The sequence below is a fragment of the Mycolicibacter terrae genome (assembly GCF_010727125.1).
Classification (GTDB): domain Bacteria; phylum Actinomycetota; class Actinomycetes; order Mycobacteriales; family Mycobacteriaceae; genus Mycobacterium; species Mycobacterium terrae.
In genome coordinates this window covers 3,469,605-3,494,031 of record NZ_AP022564.1, presented here as the reverse complement: position 1 = coordinate 3,494,031, position 24,427 = coordinate 3,469,605, and the positions used below count along the sequence as shown (strand labels likewise).

Genomic DNA, 24,427 nt, shown 5'->3' with positions numbered 1-24,427 from the left:
GGGCCGGTCGATGGTGGCATGGTGATGTGATGCCCCCACAGTCAGCCGCACCGCTGGCCGGCGTCACCGTGGTGACCCTGGAACAGGCGGTGTCGGCCCCGATGTGCACCCGCGCGCTGGCCGACTTCGGCGCGCGCGTCATCAAGGTGGAGAACCCCGACGGCGGCGACTTCGCCCGCTACTACGACGACGTCGTCAACGGGCAGGCCGCGCACTTCGTCTGGGTCAACCGTGGCAAGGAGTCGGTCACCCTGGACCTGAAAAGCGCTGCGGGACGCGACATTCTGCACCGTCTGCTCGACCGCGCCGACGTGCTGGTGTCTAACCTCGCGCCGGGTGCCACCGCCCGGCTGGGGCTGTCGCCGGCGGACATGGCGCGCCGGCACCCCAACGTGATCGCGGTGGAGATCGACGGGTACGGCAGCGGCGGCCCGCTGTCGCACAAGCGCGCCTATGACCTGCTCGTGCAGGCGGAGTCCGGGGTGTGCTCGGTGACCGGCAATCCGGGCGCCCCGGCCAAACCCGGCCCGCCGGTGGCCGACGTGACCAGCGGCCTGTACTCGGCGCTGTCGATCGTGGCGCTGCTGGCCGGCCGCAAGGGGACAGACCGGGATGAGCCGGCGCCGTCGATCACCGTGAGCCTGTTCGACACCATGGCCGAGATGATGGGCTACCACCTGACCTACGCGCGGCACTCCGGAGTCGACCAGCAGCCGCTGGGGATGAGCTCACCGGCGGTGGCGCCCTACGGCGCCTACCCGACCGCCGACGGGCACACCGTGGTGCTGGGCACCACCAACGACCGGGAGTGGCAGCGGCTGGCCCGCGAACTGCTGGGCCGCGAGGATCTGGCCGAGGACCCGCGGTTCGCCGGAAACGCCGACCGGGTGGCGCACCGGGCGATCCTGGACGAGGCGATAGGCGACTGGTGTTCCCGCCATGACCTGGCCAAGATTCAGGACGCCGCCGACGCCGCCGGAATCGGCAACGCCCGCTACAACACGCCCAGCGACGTGCTGGGGCATCCGCAGCTCGCCGAACGCGACCGCTGGCGCAGCATCGACACGCCCGCCGGACCGATCCCGTCGTTGCTGCCGCCCCCGGTGATCGCCGGCTACGACCCGCCGATGGGGGCGGTGCCGGGCCTGGGCGAACACACCGACGCGGTGCTGGGCGAGCTGGGTCTCACCGACACCGACATCGCCGCGCTGCGCGGCCAGGGGGCGATCGGGCAGGCTGGGAGCTGATGGCACACCACGACGGGGCCGGCGAGCCGGTCCTGCTGAGCAGCGATCGCGACGGCGTGCGCACGCTCACCCTGAACCGGCCCGCCCGCAAGAACGCGATCAACCCGCGGTTGTGGCGGGAGCTGCGGGATGCGCTGCGCGACGCCGCCGACGACCGCGACCTGCGCGCCCTGGTAATCACCGGCGCCGGCGGCGCGTTCTGCTCGGGCGCGGACATCGGCACCCCCGAGCAGGTCCACCCGGCGGAGAAGCTGCGCCGGCTGTCCGACGTCGCGCTGGCCCTGCACGAGCTGGCGGTGCCGACCGTCGCCAAGGTGAACGGCGTCGCGGTCGGGGCCGGCTGGAATCTGGCCCTGGGTTGCGACCTGGTGGTCGCGACGCCGGAATCGACGTTCTGCCAGATCTTCTCGAAGCGGGGGCTCTCGATCGACCTGGGCGGATCGTGGCTGCTGCCCAAGATCGTCGGCCTGCAACAGGCCAAGCGGCTGACGCTGCTGGCCGAGACCATCGACGCCGCCGAAGCCCAGGCACTGAACCTGGTGACCTGGGTGGTGGGGGCCGAGGAGATCGACGGGTTCGTCGACGACCTCGCCGACCGGTTGGCGGCCGGCCCGCCGCGGGCACTGGCGCAGACCAAGGCGCTGCTCAACCAGGGGGCCGACACCACCCTGCCGGCCGCCTTGATGAACGAATCACGCGCCCAGATAGTCAATTTCGCCGGGACAGACGCCGCGGAAGCGTATGCGGCGTTCGCCGAGAAACGGACGCCGCGCTTCACCGGCGGATGGCCGGCGAAGCCAACGAGATCGGAGTAGTTCAGATGCGACCAACAGTGATCGTCGGGGCGGTGCGCACCCCGGTCGGCAAGCGCAACGGCGGCCTGGCCGGGGTGCACGCCGCGGACCTGTCCGCTCTCGTGTTGAACGAGCTGATGCAGCGCACCGGTGTCGACCCGGGGGCCGTCGACGACGTGGTGTGGGGCTGCGTGTCGCAGGTCGGCGACCAGTCCAGCAATATCGGGCGTTACGCCGTGCTGGCCGCGGGCTGGCCGGAGACCATCCCCGGCACCACCGTCAACCGGGCCTGCGGCTCCAGTCAGCAGGCGCTCGATTTCGCGGTACACGCGGTGATGTCGGGGCAGCAGGATGTCGTGGTCGCCGGCGGTGTCGAGGTGATGAGCCGGGTTCCGCTCGGCGCGGCACGGTCCACCGGGGAACCGTTCGGCCCGAAAGCGCTGGCGCGTTATGACGGATTTCAGTTCAATCAGGGCATCGGCGCCGAGATGATCTGCGAGAGATGGGGTTTCGACCGCGCTCGGGTCGACGAATATTCGGTGCGCTCACATGGGCTGGCCGCCGCCGCGCAGGACGCCGGGGCGTTTCGCGATCAGATCATGCCGGTGGCGACCGACGGCGGCGTGGTGGACGCCGACGAGGGCATCCGACGGGGTACCACCGCCGAGAAGCTGGCCGGGCTCAAGCCGGCCTTCCGTGACGACGGAGTGATCCACGCCGGCAACTCTTCGCAGATCTCCGATGGCGCCGCAGCGCTTTTGGTGATGAGCGAAGACGAGGCCGCCCGGCGCGGGCTGACCCCGCTGGTGCGCTACCGGGCCGGCGCGGTGACCGGCGCCGACCCGGTGCTGATGCTCACCGGGCCTATCCCGGCCACCGAGAAGGTGCTCAAGCGGGCCGGGCTCGGCATCGACGAGATCGGCGTGTTCGAGGTCAACGAGGCCTTCGCGCCGGTGCCGCTGGCGTGGTTGGCCGACACCGGCGCCGACGCCGAGCGGCTCAACCCGCTGGGCGGGGCCATCGCACTGGGCCATCCGCTCGGCGCCTCCGGTGCGGTGTTGATGATCCGGATGATTCACCACATGCGCGACAACGGGATTCGTTACGGCCTGCAGACCATGTGTGAAGGCGGCGGAACCGCCAACGCCACGATCGTCGAGCTGGTCGGTTAGGGGACACCTCATGCAGCGTGTTCTGTTCACCGAAGACCACGAGGCGTTTCGGGCCTTGGCCCGTGACTTCGTCGAAAAGCACGTGGTGCCCGAATATCCGCAGTGGGAGAAGGCCGGCCGGATGCCGCGAGCGGTGTTCGAGCACCTGGGTTCGCTGGGAATGCTCGGCATGGCGATCCCCGAGGAGTACGGCGGCGCCGGCATCGACGACTACCGCTACAACGTGGTGCTGCAGGAGGAGGCGGCGCGCGCGCTGGTCACGTTGTCCACGGTGCGCACCCAACTCGAGGTGATCCTGCCGTACTTCCTGCACTACGCGAGCGACGAGCAGCGGGCCCGCTGGTTCCCCGGGCTGGCGGCCGGCACGTTGCTCACCGCGATCGCGATGACCGAGCCCGGCACCGGGTCGGATCTGGCCGGGATGCGCACCACCGCGGAGCGAGACGGCGACGACTACATCGTCAACGGGGCCAAGACGTTCATCACCGGCGGCATCCAGGCCGATCTGGTGATCGTGGTGGCGCGCACCTCCACCGACCCCGACAACCGTCGCCGCGGCCTGACGCTGCTGGTGGTCGAGGACGGTATGGCGGGCTTCGCCCGGGGCCGCGAACTGGACAAGATGGGCTGCAAGGTGCAGGACACCGCCGAGTTGTCGTTCACCGACGTTCGGGTTCCGGTGGCCAACCGGCTGGGGGAGGAGGGGGAGGCGTTCAGCTACCTCGGCCACAACCTGGCCCAGGAACGGCTCACCGTCGCCGTGGGCTCGGTCGCCCAGTCCCGCTCGGCGCTGGCCGCCACCATCGACTATGTGAAGAACCGCAATGTGTTCGGCTCCCCGGTCGCGTCGTTCCAGAACACCAAATTCGAACTGGCCGCGGTCTCCACCGAGATCGAGGCCGCCCAGTGCATGCTCGACCGAGCGGTCGCCGAACACGTCGAGGGTGAGTTGTCGGCGGCCGACGCCGCCCGGGTGAAACTGTTCTGCACCGAGATGCAGGCCCGGGTGATCGACCGCTGCCTGCAACTGTTCGGCGGCTACGGCTACATGATGGAATACCCGATCGCGCGGCTCTACACCGATGCGCGGGTGGCCCGGATCTATGCCGGGACCAGCGAGGTGATGAAGATGATCATCGCCAAGTCGCTGGGTCTGTGAGGGCCGGCAAAAAGAATCTTCGATGAGACCCTTGTCACAACGCGCAAACCAACCTACTGTGTGTTCACTTGGTTGGTTGATCGAAGGAGCCCGGTGACCTCACCACGGCCGTACGCCACACTGCTCGCCAAAGGGGAGGACCGCCGGCAGCGGATCCTGCTGGCGGCAGAACACCTGCTGGCGCGCAACGGCTGGCGCAATACCTCGCTGGCGCAGATCGCTCGCAACGCCGGTGTCAGCGCGGCCGGTCTGCTGCACCACTTCGCGTCCAAGGAACAGTTGCTGCACGCGGTGCTCGACGCCCGCGACGCCGATGACGATTCCCACGCCGACCGCGACGGCGACCTCATCGAGCAGATTGAGCGGGTGGCCGAACGCTTTACCCGGGCGCCCGAACTGGTCGGGACGTTCACCGTGCTGCTCGCGGAGAACGTCCTGCCCGAGGCGCCACTGCACGACCGGATGCTCAAGCGCTACCGCGCCGCGCTGGACATCGTCGCCGACCTGATCCGGCGCGGCCAGGACGCCGGCCGCTACCGCGCAGATTTCGACGCGGGCATCAAGGCCGCCGAGATTCTCGCCTTTATCAACGGAATGGAGATGTCATGGCTTCTGGACCCTTCAATACCTCTGACCGAGGTGTTCACGGCGTACACGGAAACACTGGCGCGCGACTTCGCTCCGCCGGTACAGGACGGACACCGGTGACCGGCGACCCGGAGATGCGCTACCGGTTCGACGTCGTCGGCCGCAGCGTCCTCGACGTCGTCACCGCCGCCGGCGGCTGGCTCTACGACCGCGCGACGGCCGGGTGGGACGTCACCGTGATGATCCTCGACGCCCTGGACGACACCGACACCCGTCCTCTGCAGATCCTCGGGGCCCGCGTTCTGGACCTGGCGTCGGTGCTCAAACAGTGGGAGCACTGGCCGCACCCTCAGACGATCGCGGTCTGCGCCGAGATGTTCGACGGCCACGCCCAAGTGCGGCAGGGCGTGCTCGACGCGCTGGAGCACAGCAGCACCGAGGTGACGCTATGGGGAGCGGTGCCCGCCGAACTGCGTCGCGACGTCGACGCCCGGCAGCACCGGCTCAGCGCGGCGGCTCGCGCGTTCAAGGCCCAGGCGTTGCGGGCGGCCGGCGTCGACCCGGCGGCCGCCCGCTCCGGATCGGCCCACATCGAGAAGTTTCGCTGCGGGCCGGCGGCGTGTCCGTCAGTCGCGATGGACCTGAGCCCGGCCAGCTGACGGGCGCCGTCGCGCCTGGAGGAGAGAACGTGCCCGAGTCGTCGCGCTCCCTGGTGCTGGTGACGGACTATCGGGTCCCCGATCCGGCCAGGGTCTGGCCGCTGTTGCAGCGCCACCGCGACAACCTGGCTCACCTGGGTGCCCGCCGCGTCCTCGTCTACACCTCCGCGGTCGATCCCGGCCGGGTGCTGGCGGTGATGTCGATCCGCGCCGCGCAGCCGGTGGTCGACCTGCTGCGCGACGAGGCCTTCATGGGCTGGTTCGACGCCGTCGGCGTCCACGACATCCCGGCCGTCTTCGCCGGTTCGCTGGCTGAGCGCATCGATTTCGCCGATCCGCAATTGTCGTCGGCCGAACCGCCGGGGGTGGTGGTGGCGGCGGTGGCCGAAGTCGTCGACGCCGAGGCGCTGATCGCCCACGTGCATGCCACCGCCGAGGATTTCACCGCGGCGGGCATCCAGAAAGTCTTGATATACCAGGCTTTCGACAATCCCCGTGAGGTGTTCATGCTGCAGCAGGCCTCCGAGGAGGTGGCCGAAGTCGACGCCGGACGGTGGATCGGCCAACCCGAATTCGCCGCCGACTGGATCACCCGGGCCGGCGTCGGCGTCTACCCGCCGGTCTTCGTCGGCCGGTTGCAGCACATGATCCGCGTTGCCGATCAGCACGATGACCAAGAAGACCGCGCCGAAGGAGAAACCATTCGATGACCGCTTACGACGTAGCACTGTTGATCGTGCGGCTGTGCCTCGGCCTGACCATGGCTGCGCACGGCTACAACAAGATCTTCGCGGGCGGCCGGATCGCCGGGACGGCACGCTGGTTCGACAGCATCGGTATGCGGCCGGGCACCTTCCACGCCCGGATGGCCGCCGGAACCGAGATCGCCGCCGGGCTGGGCCTGGCCGCCGGTCTGCTCACGCCGATTCCCGCGGCGGGCTTCGTCGCCCTGATGCTGGTGGCGGCCTGGACCGTGCACCGGGCCAACGGCTTCTTCATCGTCAACAGCGGGTGGGAGTACAACCTGGTGCTGGCGGCCGTCGCGGTCGGCATCGCCATGCTCGGGGCCGGGCAGCTCAGCCTGGACCACCTGCTGTTCGGGCACAACTGGTGCGACGGGTGGACCGGCCTGCTGATCGCGGCCGGGCTCGGCCTGGCCGGCGGGCTGGGCCAGCTGGCGGTGTTCTTCCGGCCGGTGCCGGAGCAGGCCTGAGCAAGCCTGCCCTGCCGGTCAGTCGCTGGCCGGCAGCGGTTTGGCTTCCTTGATGGCCATCGGTACGGTGCCGATGCTCAGCGTGCCGGCACCGGCCTTGGTGACCAGCACTTCGGCGCCGGCGTCGTCGACGTAGCGCTTGCCCATCATCGAGCCGCCGGCGAAGTCGGGGTCCAAGGCCGCGCCGCCGGAGGCATCGGCGTCCAGCGGCACCATCGCGGCGCCGCCGGCGCGCAGATCATCGAGGCTGTCGGCGGTCTTCACCACGATGACCTGGGTGTCGCACACCTGACTCTTCAGACGGGTACCGGACTTGATCATTGCGCCCCTTCGGCATTCACTGTTTGCAGTTCGTTCACGAGCTCCCGGCGTAGCACTTTGCCGGTCGGGGTGGTGGGCAGCTCCGCCCGGAAGACGATCCGATCCGGCGTGCGGGATCCGCGCAGCTGTGCCCGAACATACTCGCGCAGCGCGTCGGGGTCGGGCGATGCACCCGCTGCCGGAACCACGCACGCGACGATGATCTGGCCCCACTCCGGATCCGGGGCGCCGACCACCGCGACCTCGCGCACCTCGGGGTGCTCGACCAGCACGTCCTCGATCTCGGCGGGGGCGATGTTCTCGCCGCCGCGGATGATGGTGTCATCGGAGCGGCCGACGATGAACAGGTAGCCCTCGCTGTCCAGCACGGCAAGATCGCGGGTCGGGAACCAGCCGTCGGCGTCGAGCACCGACCCGATGCCGGTGTAGGTGCCGGAGACCTGTTCGCCCCGGACGAACAACTCGCCGGGCACTCCGGCGGCGACCGGTAGGCCGTCGTCGTCGCGGATGACGACCTCGATGCCGGGAACCGGGCGACCGACCGACCCCAACCGCTTGCGCACGGCCTCGTCGGTGGACGCATAAGCGGTGCGGTGGTCTTCGGGGGTGAGCACCGCGACGGTCGAACTGGTCTCGGTCAGGCCGTAGGCGTTGACGAAGCCGACCTCGGGGAGCAGGTCCAGCGCCCGGCGCACCAGCGGCAGGGCCACCTTGGAGCCACCGTAGGCCAGGTTGCGCAGGGTGGGCAGCGGGGCCGGTCCGGCTTCCAGTTCGGTGACGATGCGCTCGAGCATCGTCGGGACCACGGTCGCGGTGGTCACCGCCTCGGTCCTGACCAACCGGATCCACTCGGCGGCGCTGAAGCGGCGCAGATAGACCGACTTGCGTCCGGCGTAGAGGTTGCTCAGCGCCGCTCCGACACCGGCGATGTGGTACGGCGGAACACAGATCAGCGCGGCGTCCTCGGGATCGGCCGAGCCGAACTCCACCGTGCCGGTCACGTAGCTGGTCAGGTTGTTGTGGGTCAGCTCAACGGCTTTGGGCGCCGAGGTGGTGCCCGAGGTGAACAGCACGACCGCCACGTCGTCGGGGTCCGGCCACTGCACCGCGGGGGTGGTGGTGCGGGCCCGGGCGCAGAAGGTGTCGGAGTCCATGACCGCGACGGCGATCCCGCCCGCCTCGCCGACCAGGTCGAGGTATTCCTTGTCGACGACGAGCAGCGGTTGCGGCAGTCGGCCGATCAGCTCGCGCAGCGCCTGCCCGCTGAGCCGGTAGTTCAGCGGGGCGAAGGGCTGCCCGGCCCGTGCCGCGGAGAACAGCAGCAACGGCAGCAGGTCTCCGCCCATCCCGACGTAGGCCACACTGCGTGCGCCGGTCTCGTCGATCACGCCGGCCCCGGCGTCGGCGAGGGCGTTGAGCTCGGCGGTGGTGTAGCGGGTCGTGTCCGAGACGACGGTGACCCGGTCCGGATCGGCGGACACCGCCATTTCCAGCAACAACGAAATGCTCACCGCTTGGCTCCCCGTGGTGCGTCGTGAATGAGAACGACATTATCATTTTAGGGTAGTTCCGCTACCGTCCGGAGCAGGGTCGCGCGGCCGTCCTGGGTACGCTGACGTGCGTCATGATCAGCGTGGTCGGCCTCGAGACGGCACCCGACGCCCAGCCCGGCGCCGGGATCGTCATCGCGACGGGCGCCCGATTCGACAGCGAGCACGCCGAGCACTGGCTGGAGCGCGCCAGCTTCACCCTCTCGGAAGCCGAGGTGGCCGATCGCCGGGTGATCACCGTCGGGTCGGTGAGCGAGACGCTCGCCGACATCGCCGAGCGGTGCCGGCGCCGCCCACACTCGGCGGCGATCTGCGACGACGTGCTGCGGGCGATCGATCCGGGCGCAACGGCGTTCGCCGGAGTGGTCACCGAATCCCTGGCCTACTCGGTGCTGCAGGCCGGCCCGGAGTTCGCCGGCTGGCTGGCCGAGCGGGGCCCGGCCACGGCGCCGGATGCGAGCGACCCGGTGCTGATCGACCGCGACGGCGACACCTTGCGGCTGCGGTTGAACCGGCCGGAGCGGCACAACGCGTTCAGCAACGCGATGCGCGCCGCCCTGCTCGACGGGCTGGCCGTCGCCGAGGCCGACACCTCGATCGACGAGGTGGTGCTGGCCGGTACCGGGCGGTCGTTCTGCAGCGGCGGCGATCTCGCCGAGTTCGGCGGCTTCACCGATGTGCCCAGCGCCCACCTGGCCCGCACCCGCTACAGCCCCGCACTGGCGCTGGACACCCTGACCGCCCGGCTCGGCGCGCGCTGCCGCGCCGACATCCACGGCCAGGTGCTCGGCAGCGGACTGGAGATGGCCGCCTTCTGCGGTCGGGTGCGAGCCCACCCGGAGGCGGTGCTGGGCCTGCCGGAGCTGAACCTCGGGTTGATACCGGGCGCCGGTGGCACCGTCAGCGTCACTCGCCGCATCGGGCGGTGGCGCACCGCCTATCTTATCCTGTCCGGACGCACCATCGGCGCGACGACCGCCCAGCGGTGGGGGCTGGTCGACGAGGTCTCGGCCGAGGCCTGGTCGTGCCCGTAGCGGACCCGGTGATCGGCTGGGGCGCATCCGGGCTGGCCTGGCTGACCGGTGCGCCCGACGGCCCGCCGGATTTCTCCCGCGCCGCGGTGCTGCAGCGCGCGGGGGAGGTGATCCGACGCATCAACGCCGCGGCGGGCCTCGAAGCCGATGCCGCGATCCTGCTGGCCGGGCGCGCTGCGCTGCGGGGCTGGACCCGCGCCGGCCGCGTCTCGGCCGGCGGAGCCTCCCGACTGCTGGGCGCCGCCGACGGCTGGTGGGCGCTCACCCTGTCGCGCCCCGACGACATCGACGCCGTGCCCGCCCTGATCGAAGCCGAGGGCCCCGGCGAGCCGTGGGGGGCCATCGCCGGCTGGGCGGCCGACAAACCGGCGGCCGACGTGGTGGCCCGGGCGCGACTGCTCGATCTCCCCGCCGCCACGCTGGGCGAGGCCGATCCCGCGCCACCTCTGATCCGCCGGGCCGGGCCTTCGGGGCCGGGCCGCGGACCGCGCGGCGCGCTGGTCGTCGACCTGACCTCGCTGTGGGCCGGGCCGCTGTGCGGGCAACTGCTGGCGCAGGCCGGCGCCACGGTGATCAAGGTGGAAAGCCCGTCCCGACCGGACGGAACCCGCGCCGGGGACCGCGCGTTCTTCGACTGGATGAACGCCGGGAAGCTTTCGTGCGCCCTCGATTTCGATCGGGACGCCGCGTTTCTTGCCCGGCTGCTGGCAGCGGCCGACGTGGTGCTGGAAGGGTCGCGGCCCGCGGCATTGGCCCGGCGGGGACTGGGGCCGCTCGACGTGGCGGGCCGGCCGGGCAGAGTCTGGCTGCAGATCACCGCGCACGACGCCGGATCTCCCGGCTTCGGTGACGACGCCGCGGTGGCGGGCGGGCTGGTGGGCTTCGACGGGGCTGCGGACCCGGTGTTCTGCGGCGACGCCATCGCCGACCCGCTGACCGGCATCGAGGCGGCCGGTGCGGTGCTCGACGCGCTGGCCCGCGGCGGCGGCGAGGTCATCACCTTCGCCCTGGCCGCCGTCGCCGCCGGCTATGCCGCGCTGCCGCTGCATCGCGGCGGTGCGCAGCCGGCGTCGCCGCCGGGGTGCCCGCGCATTGAGGGCGTCGGCCCGCGGTTGGGGGCCGACAACGCACGGGTCGGCGAGTTGGTGTCACGGTGCTGATCCAGCGCGCGGTGTTGCTGGACGGGTCGGTGGTCGATGTGCGCCTCGGCGACACCATCGCCGAGGTCGCGCCCCGGCTGGACGCGCGCCGCGGCGAAGACGTGCTCGACGCGCACCACGCCACGGCGATCCCCGGGCTGCACGATCACCACCTGCATCTGCGCTCGGCGGCCGCGGCGCTGGATTCGGTGCGTCTGGGGCCCCCGCAGGTGCGCACCGTCGATGACCTGGCCGCCGCGCTGCGGAGCGCGACCGCTGATCCCGATGGCTGGGTGCGGGGCTACGGCTACCACGAGTCGGTCGCCGGAGAGCTCAATGCCGCACTGCTGGACCGATTCTGCCCTGAGCTTCCGGTGCGGGTGGCGCACCGCAGCGGCGCGCTGTGGGTGCTCAACTCCGCCGGCCTGGCCCGAATCGGGATGGCCGGCCACGCGGACGGCCGGCTGCTGCGCGCCCACGGCGACCCGGCGCCGCGGCTGCCGCAACGCGAGCCGTCGCTGACGGCATTGAGCCGCCAACTGGCCGCCCGGGGTGTCACCGGGATCACCGAGGCCACCCCCGGCCACGGCGACGTCGATCTCGCCGCGTTCGCCGCGGCGCGCGGTCGCGGCGAGCTGCTGCAACGCCTGCACTGCCTGGCGCCCGCCGGGACCGCCCCGGCACCCGGGGTCACCGTCGGGCCGGCCAAGATCATCCTCGACGATGCTCGCCTGGACCTGGATGCATTGGCGAAAATGCTGTGCGACAACCACATCCGCGACCACGGCGTGGCACTGCACTGTGTCACCGATGCCCAGCTCACCGTGGCGATCGCGGCATGGCAGTCCGCCGGGGTGCATCGCGACGATCGCATCGAACACGCAGCGGTGGTGCCCGATGATCGGCTGGCCGACCTCGCCGCGCTCGGCATCACCGTGATCACCCAGCCCAACTTCGTCGCCGAACGCGGCGACGACTACCTGGCCGCCGTCGAGCCCCACCGCCAGCACGAGCTGTGGCGGCTGGCGTCGTTGCGGGACAACGGGATTGCGGTGGCGCTGTCGACCGACACGCCCTTCGGTGACGGTGATCCCTGGGCGGCCATGCGCGCGGCGGTGCATAGGAGCACGCCGAGCAGCGTGGTGTTGGGCCCGGCCGAGCGGGTATCGGCGCGTGCCGCACTGGCGATGTTCACCGGTCGAGCCGACCGGCCCGCGGTACCGCGCCGGATCGTGCCCGGTGAACCCGGCGACCTGTGTCTGCTGGCCGCCGGTCCGGCCGAGGCACTGGCCGCGCTCGAGGCTGACATGGTCGCGCTGACCGTCGTCGCCGGCGGCGTAGTGTCCCAGCACAGCGACAGTCGGTAGCCTGTCTAGATAGTTTGGTTGATGGAGAAATCGGAAGGAACGGTTGATGACGCGTTCGGACAGTGACAGCTGGGACCTGGCCAGCAGTGTGGGAGCGACCGCGACCATGGTGGCGGCGCAGCGCGCGCTGGCCACGACCGGACCGGACAAACTGATCAACGACCCGTTCGCGGCGCCGCTGGTACGTGCCGTCGGCATCGACTTCTTCACCCGCATGGTGGACGGCGACATCGCGTTCCCCGAAGGCGACGACTTCGATCCGGTCCGGATGGGCCACGGCATGGGTGTGCGCACCCGCTTCTTCGACGAGCACTTCCAGTCCGCCACGCAGGGCGGCATCCGCCAGGCCGTCATCCTCGCCGCCGGGCTGGATTCCCGCGCCTACCGGCTGGCCTGGCCGGCCGGCACCGTGGTCTACGAGGTCGACCTGCCGCAGGTCATCGACTTCAAGACCACCACCCTGGCCGGTCTGGGCGCCGAGCCGACCACCGAGCGCCGCACGGTGGCCGTCGACCTGCGCGACGACTGGCCGGCCGCGCTGCGGGCCGCCGGCTTCGACCCGCAGGCTCCCACCGTGTGGAGCGCCGAGGGCCTGCTCGTCTATCTGCAGCCCGACGCCCAAGACACGCTGTTCGACACCATCACCGGCCTCAGCGCACCGGGCAGCCGGTTGGCCTGCGAATTCATTCAGGACACCTCGGTGTTCTCCGGGCCGGAGTGGCGCGAGCACCGAGAGAAGCTGCAATCCATCGGCTGCGAGGTCGAGATCGGCGAGCTGATCTACCACGGCGAACGCAACCACATCGTCGACTACCTGACGGCGGCGGGCTGGACGGTGGCGGGCCGACAGGTCACCGAGCTCTACGCCGAGGCCGGCCTGGAGTACGGCGACGATCCGCTGGCGGTGGCATTCGGCGATCTGACCTACCTGAGTGCGGAGCTACCCGGCCCGGCCGTATGACAAGCGTCACAACAGTTGATCGGCGATGCGACGGCGGCGCCGCGACGACCACGACGATGAGGTGCCCCCAGCAGGGCTCGAACCTGCGACCTGCGGATTAAAAGTCCGTAGCTCTACCAACTGAGCTATAGGGGCCGTGCCGGAACAGAATACTGCCTTCCCGATCGAGCCCGCGTTTGAGGATTGGGCCCGCCGTGCCCTAAGCTAGCGAAGCTCCCAACGTGACCACGTTGCGAGTCCCCGGAGAGATTCGGTTCTGGCCCCCTTCGTCTAGCGGCCTAGGACGCCGCCCTTTCAAGGCGGTAGCGCGGGTTCGAATCCCGTAGGGGGTACTCGCATCGCGGGGACGCGGAGCGAAGAGCAAGGCCCTGTGGCGCAGTTGGTTAGCGCGCCGCCCTGTCACGGCGGAGGTCGCGGGTTCAAGTCCCGTCAGGGTCGCTTCACACGGCGAGGCACATGTGCCTTCCGGCCAGGTAGCTCAGTTGGTACGAGCGTCCGCCTGAAAAGCGGAAGGTCGCCGGTTCGATCCCGGCCCTGGCCACCAGATCTCATCCTCCTCGGCCGGCCAAGACTAGGTTCCGCAGGCGGCCTCACGTTGTCGCCGGGCGGAGCGCAGAATCGAGCCGGCCGTCAGGCACACGGGCTTGTTCTGGTCCGCCGCCTCGATAGGCAGGTTCGCGGCGCAGCGCATCACCATCATGGCCAGCGCACTGTGCGTCGCATACGAGATCACCAACAGGTTCACGCATGCCTGCATGCCGCTGACGGTCATCACGTGCTGGCGTTTGCTCTCCCAGCCCGGCCAGTTGAGGTCCGGTGGTCGCTGCAGCGGCGACCAGTTGACGTTGATGCCGGTGATCTCACCGAGCCGGGGTGTCAGCAGCGCGACAAGCTCGGGCAATTCACGGGTGATCCGATCGGCACGCGGCCACCAGGCGCCGTCGATGTCGCCGCCCAGTTCCCGAGCCACCGTGAGCCGGATGGGGCGGGCCTGGCGGGTGCCGCCGATCGGGTGGCTCATGGCAGCTGCCCCTGCGGACACCACAGTTCACAATTCACGGGAGGGTTCCTTCACGATTCGTTTGGCCCGCGGCTGCGGACAGGCGGAGGAATCACAATTGCCCGTGGGATCGCCCGCGAGTCTGGGTGAACCACCGCTGACAATGAAGCGGCTCATGCTCGACCGTACGCGCTCGGCAGCGTTTCGGCTGCGGTTCGACCGCAGTCGAGCCATAGACTGGGCCGCTGTGCACCGTGTATCTCCCCGGCGAACGGCCGCGGTCACCGCTGCCGCGCTGATCGCCTCCATCGGGCTGTCCGCCGGCGCAGCTGCAGCCGATGCCAAGATTCTGCTCGGCGGCGGCGCCGCCATCACGCTCGATGACGACACCCTGTGCACGCTGGCCGCCATCGGCCACGACAGCGTCGGCCGGCTGATCGGCTTCACCTCGGTGCACTGTGGCGTACCCGGCTCGCCGGTCGTCGCAGAGGGAGCCGAAGACCACGGCACCGTGGGCACGGTGGTGGCCGCCGACGAGGGTCTCGGTTATGCGGTGATCGACTTCGATCCGGCCAAGGTGAAGCCGATCGCCGACTACGAAGGCTTTGGGATCTACGGCCTCGGCCCCGCCGACCCGGATCCCACCGACCCGGCCCCGGCCGGCCTGGAACCTGGCGTCCCGGAACCTGCCGGCCCGGAGCCCGCCGGACCGCAGCCCGAGCCCGCCGCGTCGGAACCCGTGGCGGCGAAGCAGGCGTGCAAACTCGGCCGGGGCAGCGGCCTCAACTGTTTCGATGTCGCAACGGGCGCCGGGGACCCGGCCGAGGAGTGGTGGCAACCCGGCGATGACGGCTCGCCGATCACCATCGATAACCTGCTCATCGGCATGGTCCGTGACGGATCCGTGCCGGTCGCACCGCTGGACCAGTCCGGGCCGGGAATTGTGACTTTCAAGGAGATCCTCGACGACATCAACGCCAAGGGCGGTCCGGGCGCCGGGTTCGGCCTCGGCTAAATCCTCAGGGGCGCAACGTCTCCGGGCAGAGCTCGGACTGCGCCGCGGCGATCTGGACGTCGGCGGCTTCGGGGCTGTAGTAAAAGGTGTTGGTCAGCTGGCGAACCAGATCCCCCGGCGAGATCCCGGCCCGGTAGGTCCCGGTGTGGCCGTACATCCGCAACTGGGCGCAGATGTAGTGCCCCGAGGTCACCTTGACCTGATCGGCGATCGGGATCGGCACCGGCGATGCGTTGACCTTCGCCAGATAGCTGGCGTCGTCGGCGTGTGCGGCGGGCGCGCCGGCCAGCGCAACGGCGGCCAGCAGGGGTGCGGCGATGCGCGCGGTCACATGCATGACCTCCATCGTGCCACCGCCGCCGGCTGGCCGGGACACCTCCGTCCGGGGCAAATTCCCCGCGCACCGCCGCACGGCTGACTATCGTTGCCAGCCATGGCAGTCAAGGATTCCCGCGAAGTGGTCATCGAGGCCAGCCCGGAGGAGATCTTCGATGTCCTTGCCGACGTCGAGTCCGTCCCGTCCTGGTCCCCGCAGTACCAGTCCGCCGAGGTGCTCGACACCTATGACGACGGCCGGCCGCGCCGGGTGCGGATGAGGATCAAGGCGGCCGGTCTGACCGACGAGCAGGTGGTCGAATACAGCTGGACCTCCGACAGTGTCGGCTGGACGCTGGTGTCGGCCGGTCAACTCAAGGCGCAGGACGCCAAGTACACCCTGACCCCGCAGGGCGAGGCGACCAAGGTCCGCTTCGACATGGAGGTCGACCCGTCGATCCCGATCCCGGGGTTCCTGCTCAAGAACACCCTCAAGGGCGGCATGAAGACCGCCACCGACGGCCTGCGCACCCAGGTGCTCAAGGTCAAAAAGGGCCGCTGACTTCGGTTCGGTGAAACCCCGCCGGGGGCTGGTCACCCGGCTAGGCTCGGGGCAGTGGCTGTTCGAGCATCGCGGGAAATTGTGATTGAGGCGCCGCCGGAGAAGATTCTGGACGCGCTGGCCGATGTGGCTGACTTGGTGTCCTGGTCCCCGGTGCACAAGCGGGTGGAGATCCTCGACACCTACGAGGACGGCCGTCCCCACCACGTCCGTGCCACCATCAAGGTTCTGGGGTTGGTGGACAAGGAGATTCTGGAGTACCACTGGGGTCCGGACTGGATGGTCTGGGATGCCAAGGCGACAGCGCAGCAGCACGCCCAGCACGTCGAGTACACCCTGATCCGGGAAGGCCCGGACAGCACCCGGGTGCGCTTCGACATCACCGTCGAACCGGCAGGGCCGATTCCGGCGTTTCTGGTCCGGCGCGCCAGCAAGGTGGTGTTGGCCACCGCCACCGAGCGGCTGCGGGAGCGGGTGATGGGCGACGAGACCCCTAGCGGGTCGTGATCGGCCCGTCCCGCAGCACCGCCAGACGGCGGATCGCCTCGTCGAGAGTGTCTTCACGTTTGACAAAAGTGAAGCGCACCAAGTGATTCCAGACCTCGGGAGCTGCGGCTTCGGCCGCGGGCACGCAGAACGCCGACAGCGGGATCGCCGCCACCCCGGCCCGATGCGGCAGTTCGGCGCAGAACGCCGTGCTGTCGTCATAGCCCAGCGGCCGCGGGTCGGCGCACAGGAAATAGGTGCCGAAACTGTCGTGCACCTCGAAGCCGACTCCTGCCAGCCCGGCGGCGAGCCGGTCCCGGCGGGCCTGCATCGTCGCGCGCAGCGTCGCCACCCAGGCGTCCTCGGTGTTGAGCGCCAACGCCACCGCCGGCTGGAACGGCGCCCCGCCGACATAGCTCAGGTACTGCTTGGCGGCCCGCACCCCGGCCAGCAGCTCCGCCGGCCCGCAGGCCCAGCCGATCTTCCAGCCGGTGCAGTTGAACATCTTCGCCGCACTGGAGATGGTGACGGTGCGCTGGGCCATGCCCTCGAACCCGGCCAACGGCAGGTGCGCCCGCCGTTGGGGCCCCGGGAAGACCAGGTGCTCGTAGACCTCGTCGGCGATCACCAGCAGATCGGCCTCTACCGCGATCCGGGCGATCGCCGCCAGCTCGGACTCGGTGAACACCATGCCGGTCGGGTTGTGCGGTGAGTTGACGATCAGCGCGCGGGTCGCCGGCGTGACCGCGCGCTGCAGTGCGTCGACATCCAATGCGAAGCCGCGGCCGTCGGGAACCAGCGGCACGCTGACCCGCCGCGCCCCGGCCATGGCCACCACCGGCGAATAAGAGTCGTAGAACGGCTCGAGCAGCAGCACATCTGAGCCCGGCTCGACCAGGCCGAGCACCGCGGCGGCAATGGCCTCGGTGGCCCCGACCGTCACCAGGATTTCGGTGTCCGGGTCGTAGTCGATCCCGAAGTGCCGGCTGCGCTGGCCGGCGACGGCCTCGCGCAGCGCGGGGATTCCGGGACCGGGCGGGTACTGGTTGATGCCGTCGGTGATCGCGGCCCGGGCGGCCTCGAGCATGGCGCGCGGCCCGTCCTCGTCGGGGAAGCCCTGACCGAGGTTGACCGCGCCGATCCGCGCGGCCAGCGCCGACATCTCGGCGAAGATCGTGGTGGCATAGGGCCGTAACCGCGACACCGTCATGGATGCCGAGCCTAAAGCGTGCCCGAGCTTGTCCAACGTGAAGCCCAGTTCACGCTCGACCCGAGCGTGAACGCAACTTCGCACTCGGCGGGGGAGCTGCCCAACCATCCGGTTGATAGGCCGCCCTGTTAGGGTGGGAGGCAGAGGTCTACGCTCCCAGCAGACGAAATCGAACAATCCGCATCGAACACTGAAGAGGAACTCTCATCATGTCCGAAGAAGCCTTCATCTACGAGGCCATTCGCACCCCGCGCGGCAAGCAGCGCAACGGGGCGCTGAACGAGATCAAGCCGGTCAGCCTGGCCGTCGGCCTGGTCGACGAGCTCCGCACCCGCTACCCGGATCTGGACGTCAACCAGATCAGCGACGCCGTGTTCGGCGTGGTGTCGCCGGTCGGCGACCAGGGCGGCGACATCGCCCGCACCGCGATGCTGGCCGCCGGCATGCCCGAGACCACCGGTGGCGTGCAGCTCAACCGGTTCTGCGCCTCCGGCCTGGAGGCCATCAACACCGCCGCCGCCAAGGTCAAAGCCGGGTTCGACGACCTGGTGCTCGCCGGCGGCGTGGAGTCGATGAGCCGGGTGCCGATGGGCTCCGACGGCGGCGCCTGGGCCAGCGACCCCGACACCAACTACCAGATCGGGTTCGTGCCGCAAGGTATCGGCGCCGACCTGATCGCCACCATCGAGGGCTTCTCGCGTGATGACGTCGACGCCTACGCGCTGCGCAGCCAGCAGCTGGCCGCCGCGGCCTGGTCAGGCGGCTACTTCGCCAAGTCCGTGGTGCCGGTGCGCGACCAGAACGGCCTGGTCGTTCTCGACCACGACGAGCACATGCGGCCCGACACCACCATCGAGGGGCTGGGCAAGCTCAAGACCGCGTTCGACGGTATCGGCGCGATGGGCGGCTTCGACGACGTGGCGCTGCAGAAGTACCACTTCGTCGAGAAGATCAACCACGTCCACACCGGCGGCAACAGCTCCGGCATCGTCGACGGTGCCGCGCTGGTGCTGGTCGGCAGCGAAAAGGCGGGCAAGGAGCAGGGGCTGACCCCGCGGGCCCGCATCGTGGCGGCCGCCACCAGCGGCGCCGACCCGGTCATCATGCTCACCGGGCCGACCCCGGCCACCCAGCGAGTGCTCGACCGCGCCGGGCTGACCGTCGACGACATCGACCTGTTCGAGCTCAACGAGGCGTTCGCCTCCGTGGTGCTGAAGTTCCAGAAGGACCTGAAGATCCCGGATGAGAAGCTCAACGTCAACGGTGGCGCCATCGCCATGGGCCACCCGCTGGGCGCCACCGGCGCGATGATCACCGGCACCATGGTCGACGAACTGGAGCGCCGGGGTGCCCGCCGCGCTCTGATCACACTCTGCATCGGCGGTGGCATGGGCGTCGCCACCATCATCGAGCGCGTCTGAGAGGGTTTTTCAAAAATGGCAGAGAACACCATCAAGTGGGACAAGGACGCTGACGGCATCGTCACGCTGACCCTGGACGACCCGACCGGGTCGGCCAACGTGATGAACGAGCACTACAGCGAGTCCATGCACAACGCGGTGCAACGCCTTGTGGCGGAGAAGGATTCGATCACCGGTGTGGTCATCACCAGCGCGAAGAAGACCTTCTTCGCCGGCGGCGACCTCAAGGCGATGATCAACGTCGGCCCGGCCGAGGCTCAGCAGGCCTTCGACCAGGTGGAGAACATCAAGGCCGACCTGCGCGCCCTGGAGACCCTGGGCAAGCCGGTCGTCGCCGCCATCAACGGCGCGGCGCTGGGAGGCGGCCTGGAGATCGCGCTGGCCTGCCATCACCGCATCGCCGCGGACGTCAAGGGCAGCCAGCTCGGCCTGCCCGAGGTCACCCTGGGCCTGCTGCCCGGCGGCGGCGGCGTCACCCGCACGGTGCGCATGCTGGGCATCCAGAACGCGTTCATGAACGTGCTGGCCCAGGGCACCCGGTTCAAGCCGGCCAAGGCCAAGGAGATCGGCCTGGTCGACGAGGTGCTGCCGACCGTCGAGGAGCTGGTGCCGGCCGCCAAGGCCTGGATCAAGGCCAACCCGGATGCCCACACCCAGCCGTGGGATGCCAAGGGTTACAAGATGCCCGGTGGCACCCCGTCCACCCCGGCGCTGGCGGCGATCCTGCCGTCGTTCCCGGCCCTGCTGCGCAAGCAGCTCAAGGGGGCCAACATGCCGGCGCCGCGGGCCATCCTGGCCGCCGCGGTCGAGGGCGCGGCGGTGGACTTCGACACCGCCAGCCGCATCGAGAGCCGGTACTTCACCTCGCTGGTCACCGGCCAGGTCGCCAAGAACATGATCCAGGCGTTCTTCTTGGACCTGCAGCACATCAACGGCGGCGGCAGCCGGCCCGACGGCATCGGCCAGACCCCGATCCGCAAGATCGGTGTGCTCGGTGCCGGGATGATGGGCGCGGGCATCGCCTACGTGTCGGCCAAGGCCGGCTACGACGTGGTGCTCAAGGACGTCAGCCTGGAAGCGGCGCAGAAGGGCAAGGGCTACTCGGAGAAACTCGAGGCCAAGGCGCTGGAGCGCGGCCGCACCACCGCGGAGAAGTCCAAGGCGCTGCTGGACAAGATCACCCCGACCGGCGACGCGGCCGACCTCAAGGGTGTCGACTTCGTGATCGAGGCAGTGTTCGAGAGCCAGGAGCTCAAGCACAAGGTCTTCCAGGAGATCGAGGACATCGTCGAGCCCAACGCGCTGCTGGGGTCCAACACCTCCACCCTGCCGATCACCGGTCTGGCGACCGGCGTGAAGCGCCAGGAGGACTTCATCGGCATCCACTTCTTCTCACCCGTCGACAAGATGCCGCTGGTGGAGATCATCCGCGGGGAGAAGACCTCCGACGAGGCGCTGGCCCGGGTGTTCGACTACGTGCTGGCGATCAAGAAGACCCCGATCGTGGTCAACGACAGTCGCGGCTTCTACACCTCCCGCGTGATCGGCACCTTCGTCAACGAGGCGCTGATGATGCTCGGTGAGGGCGTGGAGCCGGCCAGCATCGAGCAGGCCGGCCTGCAGGCCGGCTACCCCGCCGCTCCGCTGCAGCTCTGCGACGAGCTCAACCTCGAGCTGATGCAGAAGATCGCCATCGCCACCCGCGAGGGCATCGAGGCGGCCGGCGGAACCTACGAGAAGCAGATGAACGAGACGGTCGTCGAGAAGATGATCGAGCTCGGCCGTCCGTCGCGCCTCAAGGGGGCCGGCTTCTACGAGTACGTCGACGGCAAGCGCACCGGCCTGTGGCCGGGCCTGCGGGAGACGTTCAACTCGGGCAGCTCCACCCCGCCGCTGCAGGACATGATCGACCGGATGCTGTTCGCCGAGGCGCTGGAGACCCAGAAGTGCCTCGACGAGGGCGTGCTGACCTCGACCGCCGACGCCAACATCGGCGCGATCATGGGCATCGGCTACCCGGCCTGGACCGGCGGAACCGCGCAGTTCATCGTCGGCTATGAGGGCCCGCACGGCGTGGGCCAGCAGGCCTTCGTGGCGCGGGCCAAGGAACTGGCCGCCGAATACGGCGACCGGTTCACCCCGCCGTCCTCGCTCCTTTAGCTAGGCTCGCAGGCGTGGAATCCCCCGAACCTCCATGGTTTCGGGGGATTTCGCGTCTTCTGGACTACCGGGTGAACGTGAGTGTCGCCAAGCTGCTGGAGACGGCGCTATGGCTGGGTCTGGTGTACGTCATCATCGGCGTGGTGTGCCTGTTCCTGCGCCCCGACGGTGTGGAACTCCTCCAGACCCGGGCCGAGCAACAGTTCGGCATACCGCCGCACAGCATCTACGAGGTGGCCACCGTGGCCGGGGTGCTGCTGTGGCCGCTGATGATGTTGCTGCCCAGCGCCTGCGGGAGCTGACCGGTCAGGCCCGGCGCGCCAACAGGTAGTGCCGCACCGGCTGGCCGCCGTTGGCGGGCAGGTAGTTCGGCTCATCGCCGGAGCTGATCAGCTCCCACTCCGGTGCGAAAAGCCGGGTGATCTCGGCCTGGTCGATCCCGCGGACACCGAACAACGCCCCCGGGGCGAACGCGACGATCAGCAGCCGCGAGTCCGGTCCGGTCACCGCGTTGACCTGCCGGACATAGACCGCCCGGTCGTGATCGTTCATCCCGTGCAGGCAACCACTGTCGGTCACCAGCGCGAAGTCATCACCGAGACCGGCCGAGGCCAGTTGGGCGATGTCGGCGCAGACGAACCGCACCGAGACCTTCCCGGCCTGCGCCTTGTCCCGCGCGACGCGCAGCGCCCGCGGGGCGAAATCCACTCCGGTGACCCGCCATCCGTTCTGCGCCAGGTAGATGGAGTTGTCCCCGGTACCGCAGCCGAGATCCAGTGCGGTGCCCGGCGACATCGCCACGCCCGTGTCGATCTCGACCAGGTTGCGCAGCCCGCGGGCCAGGGCGTGCCCATCCCACGGGGTGAACCCCAGCCGATACATCCCCCGAAACAGCAGCCGCCTGCCCCCCATGGCGTCTAGATGGCTCCCATGTCCGCAGAGACCCAATGCTGGGGGCGCAGATAGATGGCCACGTGCTCACCCAGTTCGGCCAGTGCGTAGGTGAGGAACTTCTCGGCCCGGTCGGGAGGAAGGTAGCGGTGGGCCAGTTCGGCCTGACGGTCGTCCGTGCCGGGTTCGATGCGGCTGAGGGCACCGTCGACGGCGACGTAGCGCACGGTCGGCTCGGTCCGCTCCACCATCAGCGAGAAACTGCCGGCGGCCTCGATAAGCCGCCTTTTGCGTGAATCGGCGCCGGTGAGCACCCAGGGCTCGCCGCCCGGCGTGTACTGATACCAGATCGGCACCGTCAGCGGGCCCCGGCCGGGGCCCGCACTCACCGACAGTGCCGCGATGTGCGGCTCGGCCAGAAACTGTTCGCGCTCATCCTTGGATAGGGCCATGTTTCGAGGCTAACCGCAACGCCGCGCTGGGCGCGGGTGCCGGGCGGGCGGGTCGACGTTAGATCGCCGGGCCGAGCAGGTCGTCGGCGTCGCGGATGATGTAGCCGTAGCCCTGTTCGGCCAGAAACCGCTGCCGGTGCGCGGCGTACTCGGCGTCCAGGCTGTCGCGGGCGACCACCGAGTAGAACACCGCTCCGCCACCGGCGGCCTTGGGGCGCAGCAGCCGGCCGAGCCGCTGGGCCTCCTCCTGCCGGGACCCGAAGGTGCCCGAGACCTGCACCGCCACCGACGCTTCCGGCAGGTCGATGGAGAAGTTGGCGACCTTGGACACCACCAGGGTCGATACCTCGCCGCGGCGGAAGGCGTCGAACAGCTTCTCGCGTTCGGCGGTGCGCGTCGAACCCTGGATGACCGGGGCGCCCAACTGCTCGCCCAGTTCCTCCAACTGGTCGAGGTAGGCGCCGATCACCAGGGTCTGTTCGCCGGGATGCTGCTTGAGGATCGAGCGCACCACCGCGATCTTGGAGTGCACCGTCGAGCACAGCTTGTAGCGCTCCTCCGGCTCGGCCACGGCGTAGGTCATCCGTTCGCTCTCGGTCATGGTGACCCGCACCTCGATGCATTCGGCCGGCGCGATCCAGCCCTGGGCCTCGATGTCCTTCCACGGGGCGTCGTAGCGCTTCGGCCCGATCAGGCTGAACACGTCACCTTCGCGGCCGTCCTCCCGGATCAGGGTGGCGGTCAGTCCGAGCCGCCGCCGCGACTGCAGATCGGCGGTCATCCGGAACACCGGCGCCGGCAGCAGATGCACCTCGTCGTAGATGATCAGGCCCCAGTCGCGACTGTCGAACAGTTCCAGATGCCGATACTCGCCCTTGGTGCGGCGGGTGATCACCTGATAGGTGGCGATGGTGACCGGCCGGATCTCCTTGCGTTCTCCGGAGTACTCGCCGACCTCCTCTTCGGTCAGCGAGGTGCGCGCGATCAGCTCGCGTTTCCACTGCCGGCCGGCGACGGTGTTGGTGACCAAGATCAGCGTGGTGGCGCCGGCTTTGGCCATCGCCGCGGCGCCGACCAGCGTCTTGCCGGCGCCGCACGGCAGCACCACCACCCCCGAGCCGCCCGACCAGAACGAGTCGGCGGCCATCTCCTGGTAGTCGCGCAGCTGCCAGCCGTCCTGGCGCAGCTCGATCGGATGCGCCTCGCCATCGACATAGCCGGCCAGATCCTCTGCGGGCCAACCGATTTTGAGCAGCATCTGCTTGACCCGGCCGCGCTCACTGGGATGCACCACGACCGTGTCGTCGTCGATGCGGGCACCGAGCATCGGCGTGATCTTCTTGTTGCGCAGCACCTCCTCGAGCACGGCACGATCCAGGCTGACCAGGGTCAGACCGTGCACCGGGCTCTTCACCAGCTGCAGGCGCCCGTAGCGGGCCATGGTGTCGACGATGTCGACCAGCAGCGGCTGCGGTACCGCGTAGCGCGAGTGGCTGACCAGTGCGTCGACCACCTGCTCCGCGTCGTGGCCGGCCGCGCGGGCGTTCCACAACGCCAACGGGGTGATGCGATAGGTGTGCACGTGCTCCGGGGCGCGTTCCAGCTCGGCGAACGGCGCGATGGCGGCGCGCGCCGCGCCGGCCTGCTCATGGTCGACCTCGAGCAGCACGGTCTTGTCGGATTGGACGATCAACGGCCCGTCGGTGCTCAT

The 24,427-nt window shown here is 69.7% G+C and carries 26 protein-coding genes and 4 tRNA genes; 21 read left to right on the top strand and 9 right to left on the bottom strand.

Features of this window, described 5'->3' with window-relative positions; genetic code table 11:
• Window positions 1-29 precede the first annotated feature (29 nt).
• The 8 genes from G6N23_RS16555 (at window position 30) to G6N23_RS16520 (ending at window position 6,832) form a co-directional block, all read left to right on the top strand.
• Window positions 30-1,247: a CaiB/BaiF CoA transferase family protein gene (locus tag G6N23_RS16555; protein WP_085258944.1), complete on the top strand. Its 1,218-nt coding sequence runs from the start codon at window positions 30-32 to the stop codon at window positions 1,245-1,247.
• On the top strand, window positions 1,247-2,062 hold the full coding sequence (locus G6N23_RS16550) for an enoyl-CoA hydratase/isomerase family protein (protein ID WP_085258945.1): 816 nt from the start codon (window positions 1,247-1,249) through the stop codon (window positions 2,060-2,062). The genes G6N23_RS16555 and G6N23_RS16550 overlap by 1 nt, the downstream gene beginning before the upstream one ends.
• A gap of 5 nt (window positions 2,063-2,067) precedes the next feature.
• A complete protein-coding gene (locus G6N23_RS16545) occupies window positions 2,068-3,213 on the top strand; it encodes a thiolase family protein (RefSeq protein WP_085259014.1) in 1,146 nt (381 codons plus the stop codon).
• 10 nt (window positions 3,214-3,223) lie between these two features.
• On the top strand, window positions 3,224-4,372 hold the full coding sequence (locus tag G6N23_RS16540) for an acyl-CoA dehydrogenase family protein (protein WP_085258946.1): 1,149 nt from the start codon (window positions 3,224-3,226) through the stop codon (window positions 4,370-4,372).
• 93 nt (window positions 4,373-4,465) lie between these two features.
• Window positions 4,466-5,080, top strand: coding sequence for a TetR/AcrR family transcriptional regulator (locus G6N23_RS16535; protein WP_095173725.1), 615 nt, complete (start codon window positions 4,466-4,468; stop codon window positions 5,078-5,080).
• The gene (locus tag G6N23_RS16530; RefSeq protein ID WP_095173727.1) at window positions 5,077-5,619 is read left to right on the top strand and encodes a hypothetical protein; all 543 of its coding nucleotides are present in this window, start codon (window positions 5,077-5,079) and stop codon (window positions 5,617-5,619) included. Before G6N23_RS16535 ends, G6N23_RS16530 begins: the two co-directional genes overlap by 4 nt.
• A 29-nt stretch (window positions 5,620-5,648) precedes the next feature.
• A complete protein-coding gene (locus G6N23_RS16525; RefSeq protein WP_085258947.1) occupies window positions 5,649-6,329 on the top strand; it encodes a fatty-acid--CoA ligase in 681 nt (226 codons plus the stop codon).
• Window positions 6,326-6,832 carry a DoxX family protein gene (locus G6N23_RS16520; RefSeq protein WP_085258948.1) on the top strand — a complete coding sequence of 169 codons (507 nt, stop codon included), beginning with the start codon at window positions 6,326-6,328 and terminating at the stop codon, window positions 6,830-6,832. The genes G6N23_RS16525 and G6N23_RS16520 overlap by 4 nt, the downstream gene beginning before the upstream one ends.
• 18 nt (window positions 6,833-6,850) lie before the next feature.
• Here the strand turns inward: G6N23_RS16520 and G6N23_RS16515 are convergent, their stop codons facing one another.
• Complete coding sequence (locus G6N23_RS16515; protein ID WP_085258949.1) at window positions 6,851-7,153, bottom strand: hypothetical protein; 303 nt, start codon at window positions 7,151-7,153, stop codon at window positions 6,851-6,853.
• Window positions 7,150-8,664, bottom strand: a complete 1,515-nt coding sequence (locus G6N23_RS16510; RefSeq protein ID WP_085258950.1) for a class I adenylate-forming enzyme family protein — start codon at window positions 8,662-8,664, stop codon at window positions 7,150-7,152. Before G6N23_RS16510 ends, G6N23_RS16515 begins: the two co-directional genes overlap by 4 nt.
• 113 nt (window positions 8,665-8,777) lie before the next feature.
• Here G6N23_RS16510 and G6N23_RS16505 point away from each other — a divergent pair, with 113 nt between their 5' ends.
• From G6N23_RS16505 to G6N23_RS16490, 4 genes are read left to right on the top strand one after another with little or no spacing between them, the layout of a single operon-like run.
• Window positions 8,778-9,737, top strand: a complete 960-nt coding sequence (locus G6N23_RS16505) for an enoyl-CoA hydratase/isomerase family protein (RefSeq protein WP_085258951.1) — start codon at window positions 8,778-8,780, stop codon at window positions 9,735-9,737.
• Entirely contained in the window at window positions 9,728-10,897 is a 1,170-nt protein-coding gene (locus tag G6N23_RS16500) for a CoA transferase (RefSeq protein WP_234808452.1), read from the top strand. Before G6N23_RS16505 ends, G6N23_RS16500 begins: the two co-directional genes overlap by 10 nt.
• On the top strand, window positions 10,891-12,243 hold the full coding sequence (locus G6N23_RS16495) for an amidohydrolase family protein (protein WP_085258952.1): 1,353 nt from the start codon (window positions 10,891-10,893) through the stop codon (window positions 12,241-12,243). The genes G6N23_RS16500 and G6N23_RS16495 overlap by 7 nt, the downstream gene beginning before the upstream one ends.
• Window positions 12,244-12,289: 46 nt before the next feature.
• A complete protein-coding gene (locus tag G6N23_RS16490; protein ID WP_085258953.1) occupies window positions 12,290-13,204 on the top strand; it encodes a class I SAM-dependent methyltransferase in 915 nt (304 codons plus the stop codon).
• A gap of 62 nt (window positions 13,205-13,266) precedes the next feature.
• On the opposite strand, the gene G6N23_RS16485 is transcribed toward G6N23_RS16490, so the two are convergent.
• Window positions 13,267-13,339, bottom strand: a tRNA-Lys gene (locus G6N23_RS16485).
• A 124-nt stretch (window positions 13,340-13,463) separates the two neighbouring features.
• Here G6N23_RS16485 and G6N23_RS16480 point away from each other — a divergent pair.
• The 3 genes from G6N23_RS16480 to G6N23_RS16470 all read left to right on the top strand — a co-directional run bounded on the left by G6N23_RS16480 (window position 13,464) and on the right by G6N23_RS16470 (window position 13,748).
• A tRNA-Glu gene (locus tag G6N23_RS16480) sits at window positions 13,464-13,536 on the top strand.
• 32 nt (window positions 13,537-13,568) lie between these two features.
• A tRNA-Asp gene (locus G6N23_RS16475) sits at window positions 13,569-13,642 on the top strand.
• 29 nt (window positions 13,643-13,671) lie between these two features.
• Window positions 13,672-13,748: transfer RNA gene (locus G6N23_RS16470), tRNA-Phe, on the top strand.
• A 27-nt stretch (window positions 13,749-13,775) separates the two neighbouring features.
• On the opposite strand, the gene G6N23_RS16465 is transcribed toward G6N23_RS16470, so the two are convergent.
• On the bottom strand, window positions 13,776-14,225 hold the full coding sequence (locus G6N23_RS16465) for a DUF5994 family protein (protein WP_085258954.1): 450 nt from the start codon (window positions 14,223-14,225) through the stop codon (window positions 13,776-13,778).
• Window positions 14,226-14,451: 226 nt separating this feature from the next.
• On the opposite strand from G6N23_RS16465, the gene G6N23_RS16460 reads away from it, so the two are divergent.
• Window positions 14,452-15,219, top strand: a complete 768-nt coding sequence (locus tag G6N23_RS16460) for a chymotrypsin family serine protease (RefSeq protein WP_085259018.1) — start codon at window positions 14,452-14,454, stop codon at window positions 15,217-15,219.
• 4 nt (window positions 15,220-15,223) lie between these two features.
• On the opposite strand, the gene G6N23_RS16455 is transcribed toward G6N23_RS16460, so the two are convergent.
• Window positions 15,224-15,565: a DUF732 domain-containing protein gene (locus G6N23_RS16455; protein ID WP_085258955.1), complete on the bottom strand. Its 342-nt coding sequence runs from the start codon at window positions 15,563-15,565 to the stop codon at window positions 15,224-15,226.
• Window positions 15,566-15,652: 87 nt separating this feature from the next.
• Here G6N23_RS16455 and G6N23_RS16450 point away from each other — a divergent pair, with 87 nt between their 5' ends.
• Window positions 15,653-16,096, top strand: coding sequence for an SRPBCC family protein (locus G6N23_RS16450; RefSeq protein ID WP_085258956.1), 444 nt, complete (start codon window positions 15,653-15,655; stop codon window positions 16,094-16,096).
• Between the two features lie 54 nt (window positions 16,097-16,150).
• A complete protein-coding gene (locus tag G6N23_RS16445) occupies window positions 16,151-16,603 on the top strand; it encodes an SRPBCC family protein (protein ID WP_085258957.1) in 453 nt (150 codons plus the stop codon).
• On the opposite strand, the gene G6N23_RS16440 is transcribed toward G6N23_RS16445, so the two are convergent.
• Window positions 16,590-17,792, bottom strand: coding sequence for a pyridoxal phosphate-dependent aminotransferase (locus tag G6N23_RS16440; protein ID WP_085258958.1), 1,203 nt, complete (start codon window positions 17,790-17,792; stop codon window positions 16,590-16,592). The genes G6N23_RS16445 and G6N23_RS16440 overlap by 14 nt on opposite strands.
• 209 nt (window positions 17,793-18,001) lie before the next feature.
• Here G6N23_RS16440 and G6N23_RS16435 point away from each other — a divergent pair, with 209 nt between their 5' ends.
• The 3 genes from G6N23_RS16435 (at window position 18,002) to G6N23_RS16425 (ending at window position 21,675) form a co-directional block, all read left to right on the top strand.
• A complete protein-coding gene (locus tag G6N23_RS16435) occupies window positions 18,002-19,213 on the top strand; it encodes an acetyl-CoA C-acetyltransferase (RefSeq protein ID WP_085258959.1) in 1,212 nt (403 codons plus the stop codon).
• 15 nt (window positions 19,214-19,228) lie between these two features.
• Window positions 19,229-21,373 carry a 3-hydroxyacyl-CoA dehydrogenase NAD-binding domain-containing protein gene (locus tag G6N23_RS16430; RefSeq protein ID WP_085258960.1) on the top strand — a complete coding sequence of 715 codons (2,145 nt, stop codon included), beginning with the start codon at window positions 19,229-19,231 and terminating at the stop codon, window positions 21,371-21,373.
• 77 nt (window positions 21,374-21,450) lie between these two features.
• Complete coding sequence (locus G6N23_RS16425; protein WP_085259019.1) at window positions 21,451-21,675, top strand: hypothetical protein; 225 nt, start codon at window positions 21,451-21,453, stop codon at window positions 21,673-21,675.
• 4 nt (window positions 21,676-21,679) lie between these two features.
• On the opposite strand, the gene G6N23_RS16420 is transcribed toward G6N23_RS16425, so the two are convergent.
• The 3 genes from G6N23_RS16420 to G6N23_RS16410 are packed head-to-tail and all read right to left on the bottom strand — an operon-like array spanning window position 21,680 to window position 24,427.
• A complete protein-coding gene (locus tag G6N23_RS16420) occupies window positions 21,680-22,285 on the bottom strand; it encodes a class I SAM-dependent methyltransferase (RefSeq protein ID WP_085258961.1) in 606 nt (201 codons plus the stop codon).
• Window positions 22,286-22,290: 5 nt separating this feature from the next.
• On the bottom strand, window positions 22,291-22,716 hold the full coding sequence (locus G6N23_RS16415) for a pyridoxamine 5'-phosphate oxidase family protein (RefSeq protein WP_085258962.1): 426 nt from the start codon (window positions 22,714-22,716) through the stop codon (window positions 22,291-22,293).
• Window positions 22,717-22,774: 58 nt separating this feature from the next.
• Window positions 22,775-24,427, bottom strand: a complete 1,653-nt coding sequence (locus G6N23_RS16410) for a DNA repair helicase XPB (protein WP_085258963.1) — start codon at window positions 24,425-24,427, stop codon at window positions 22,775-22,777.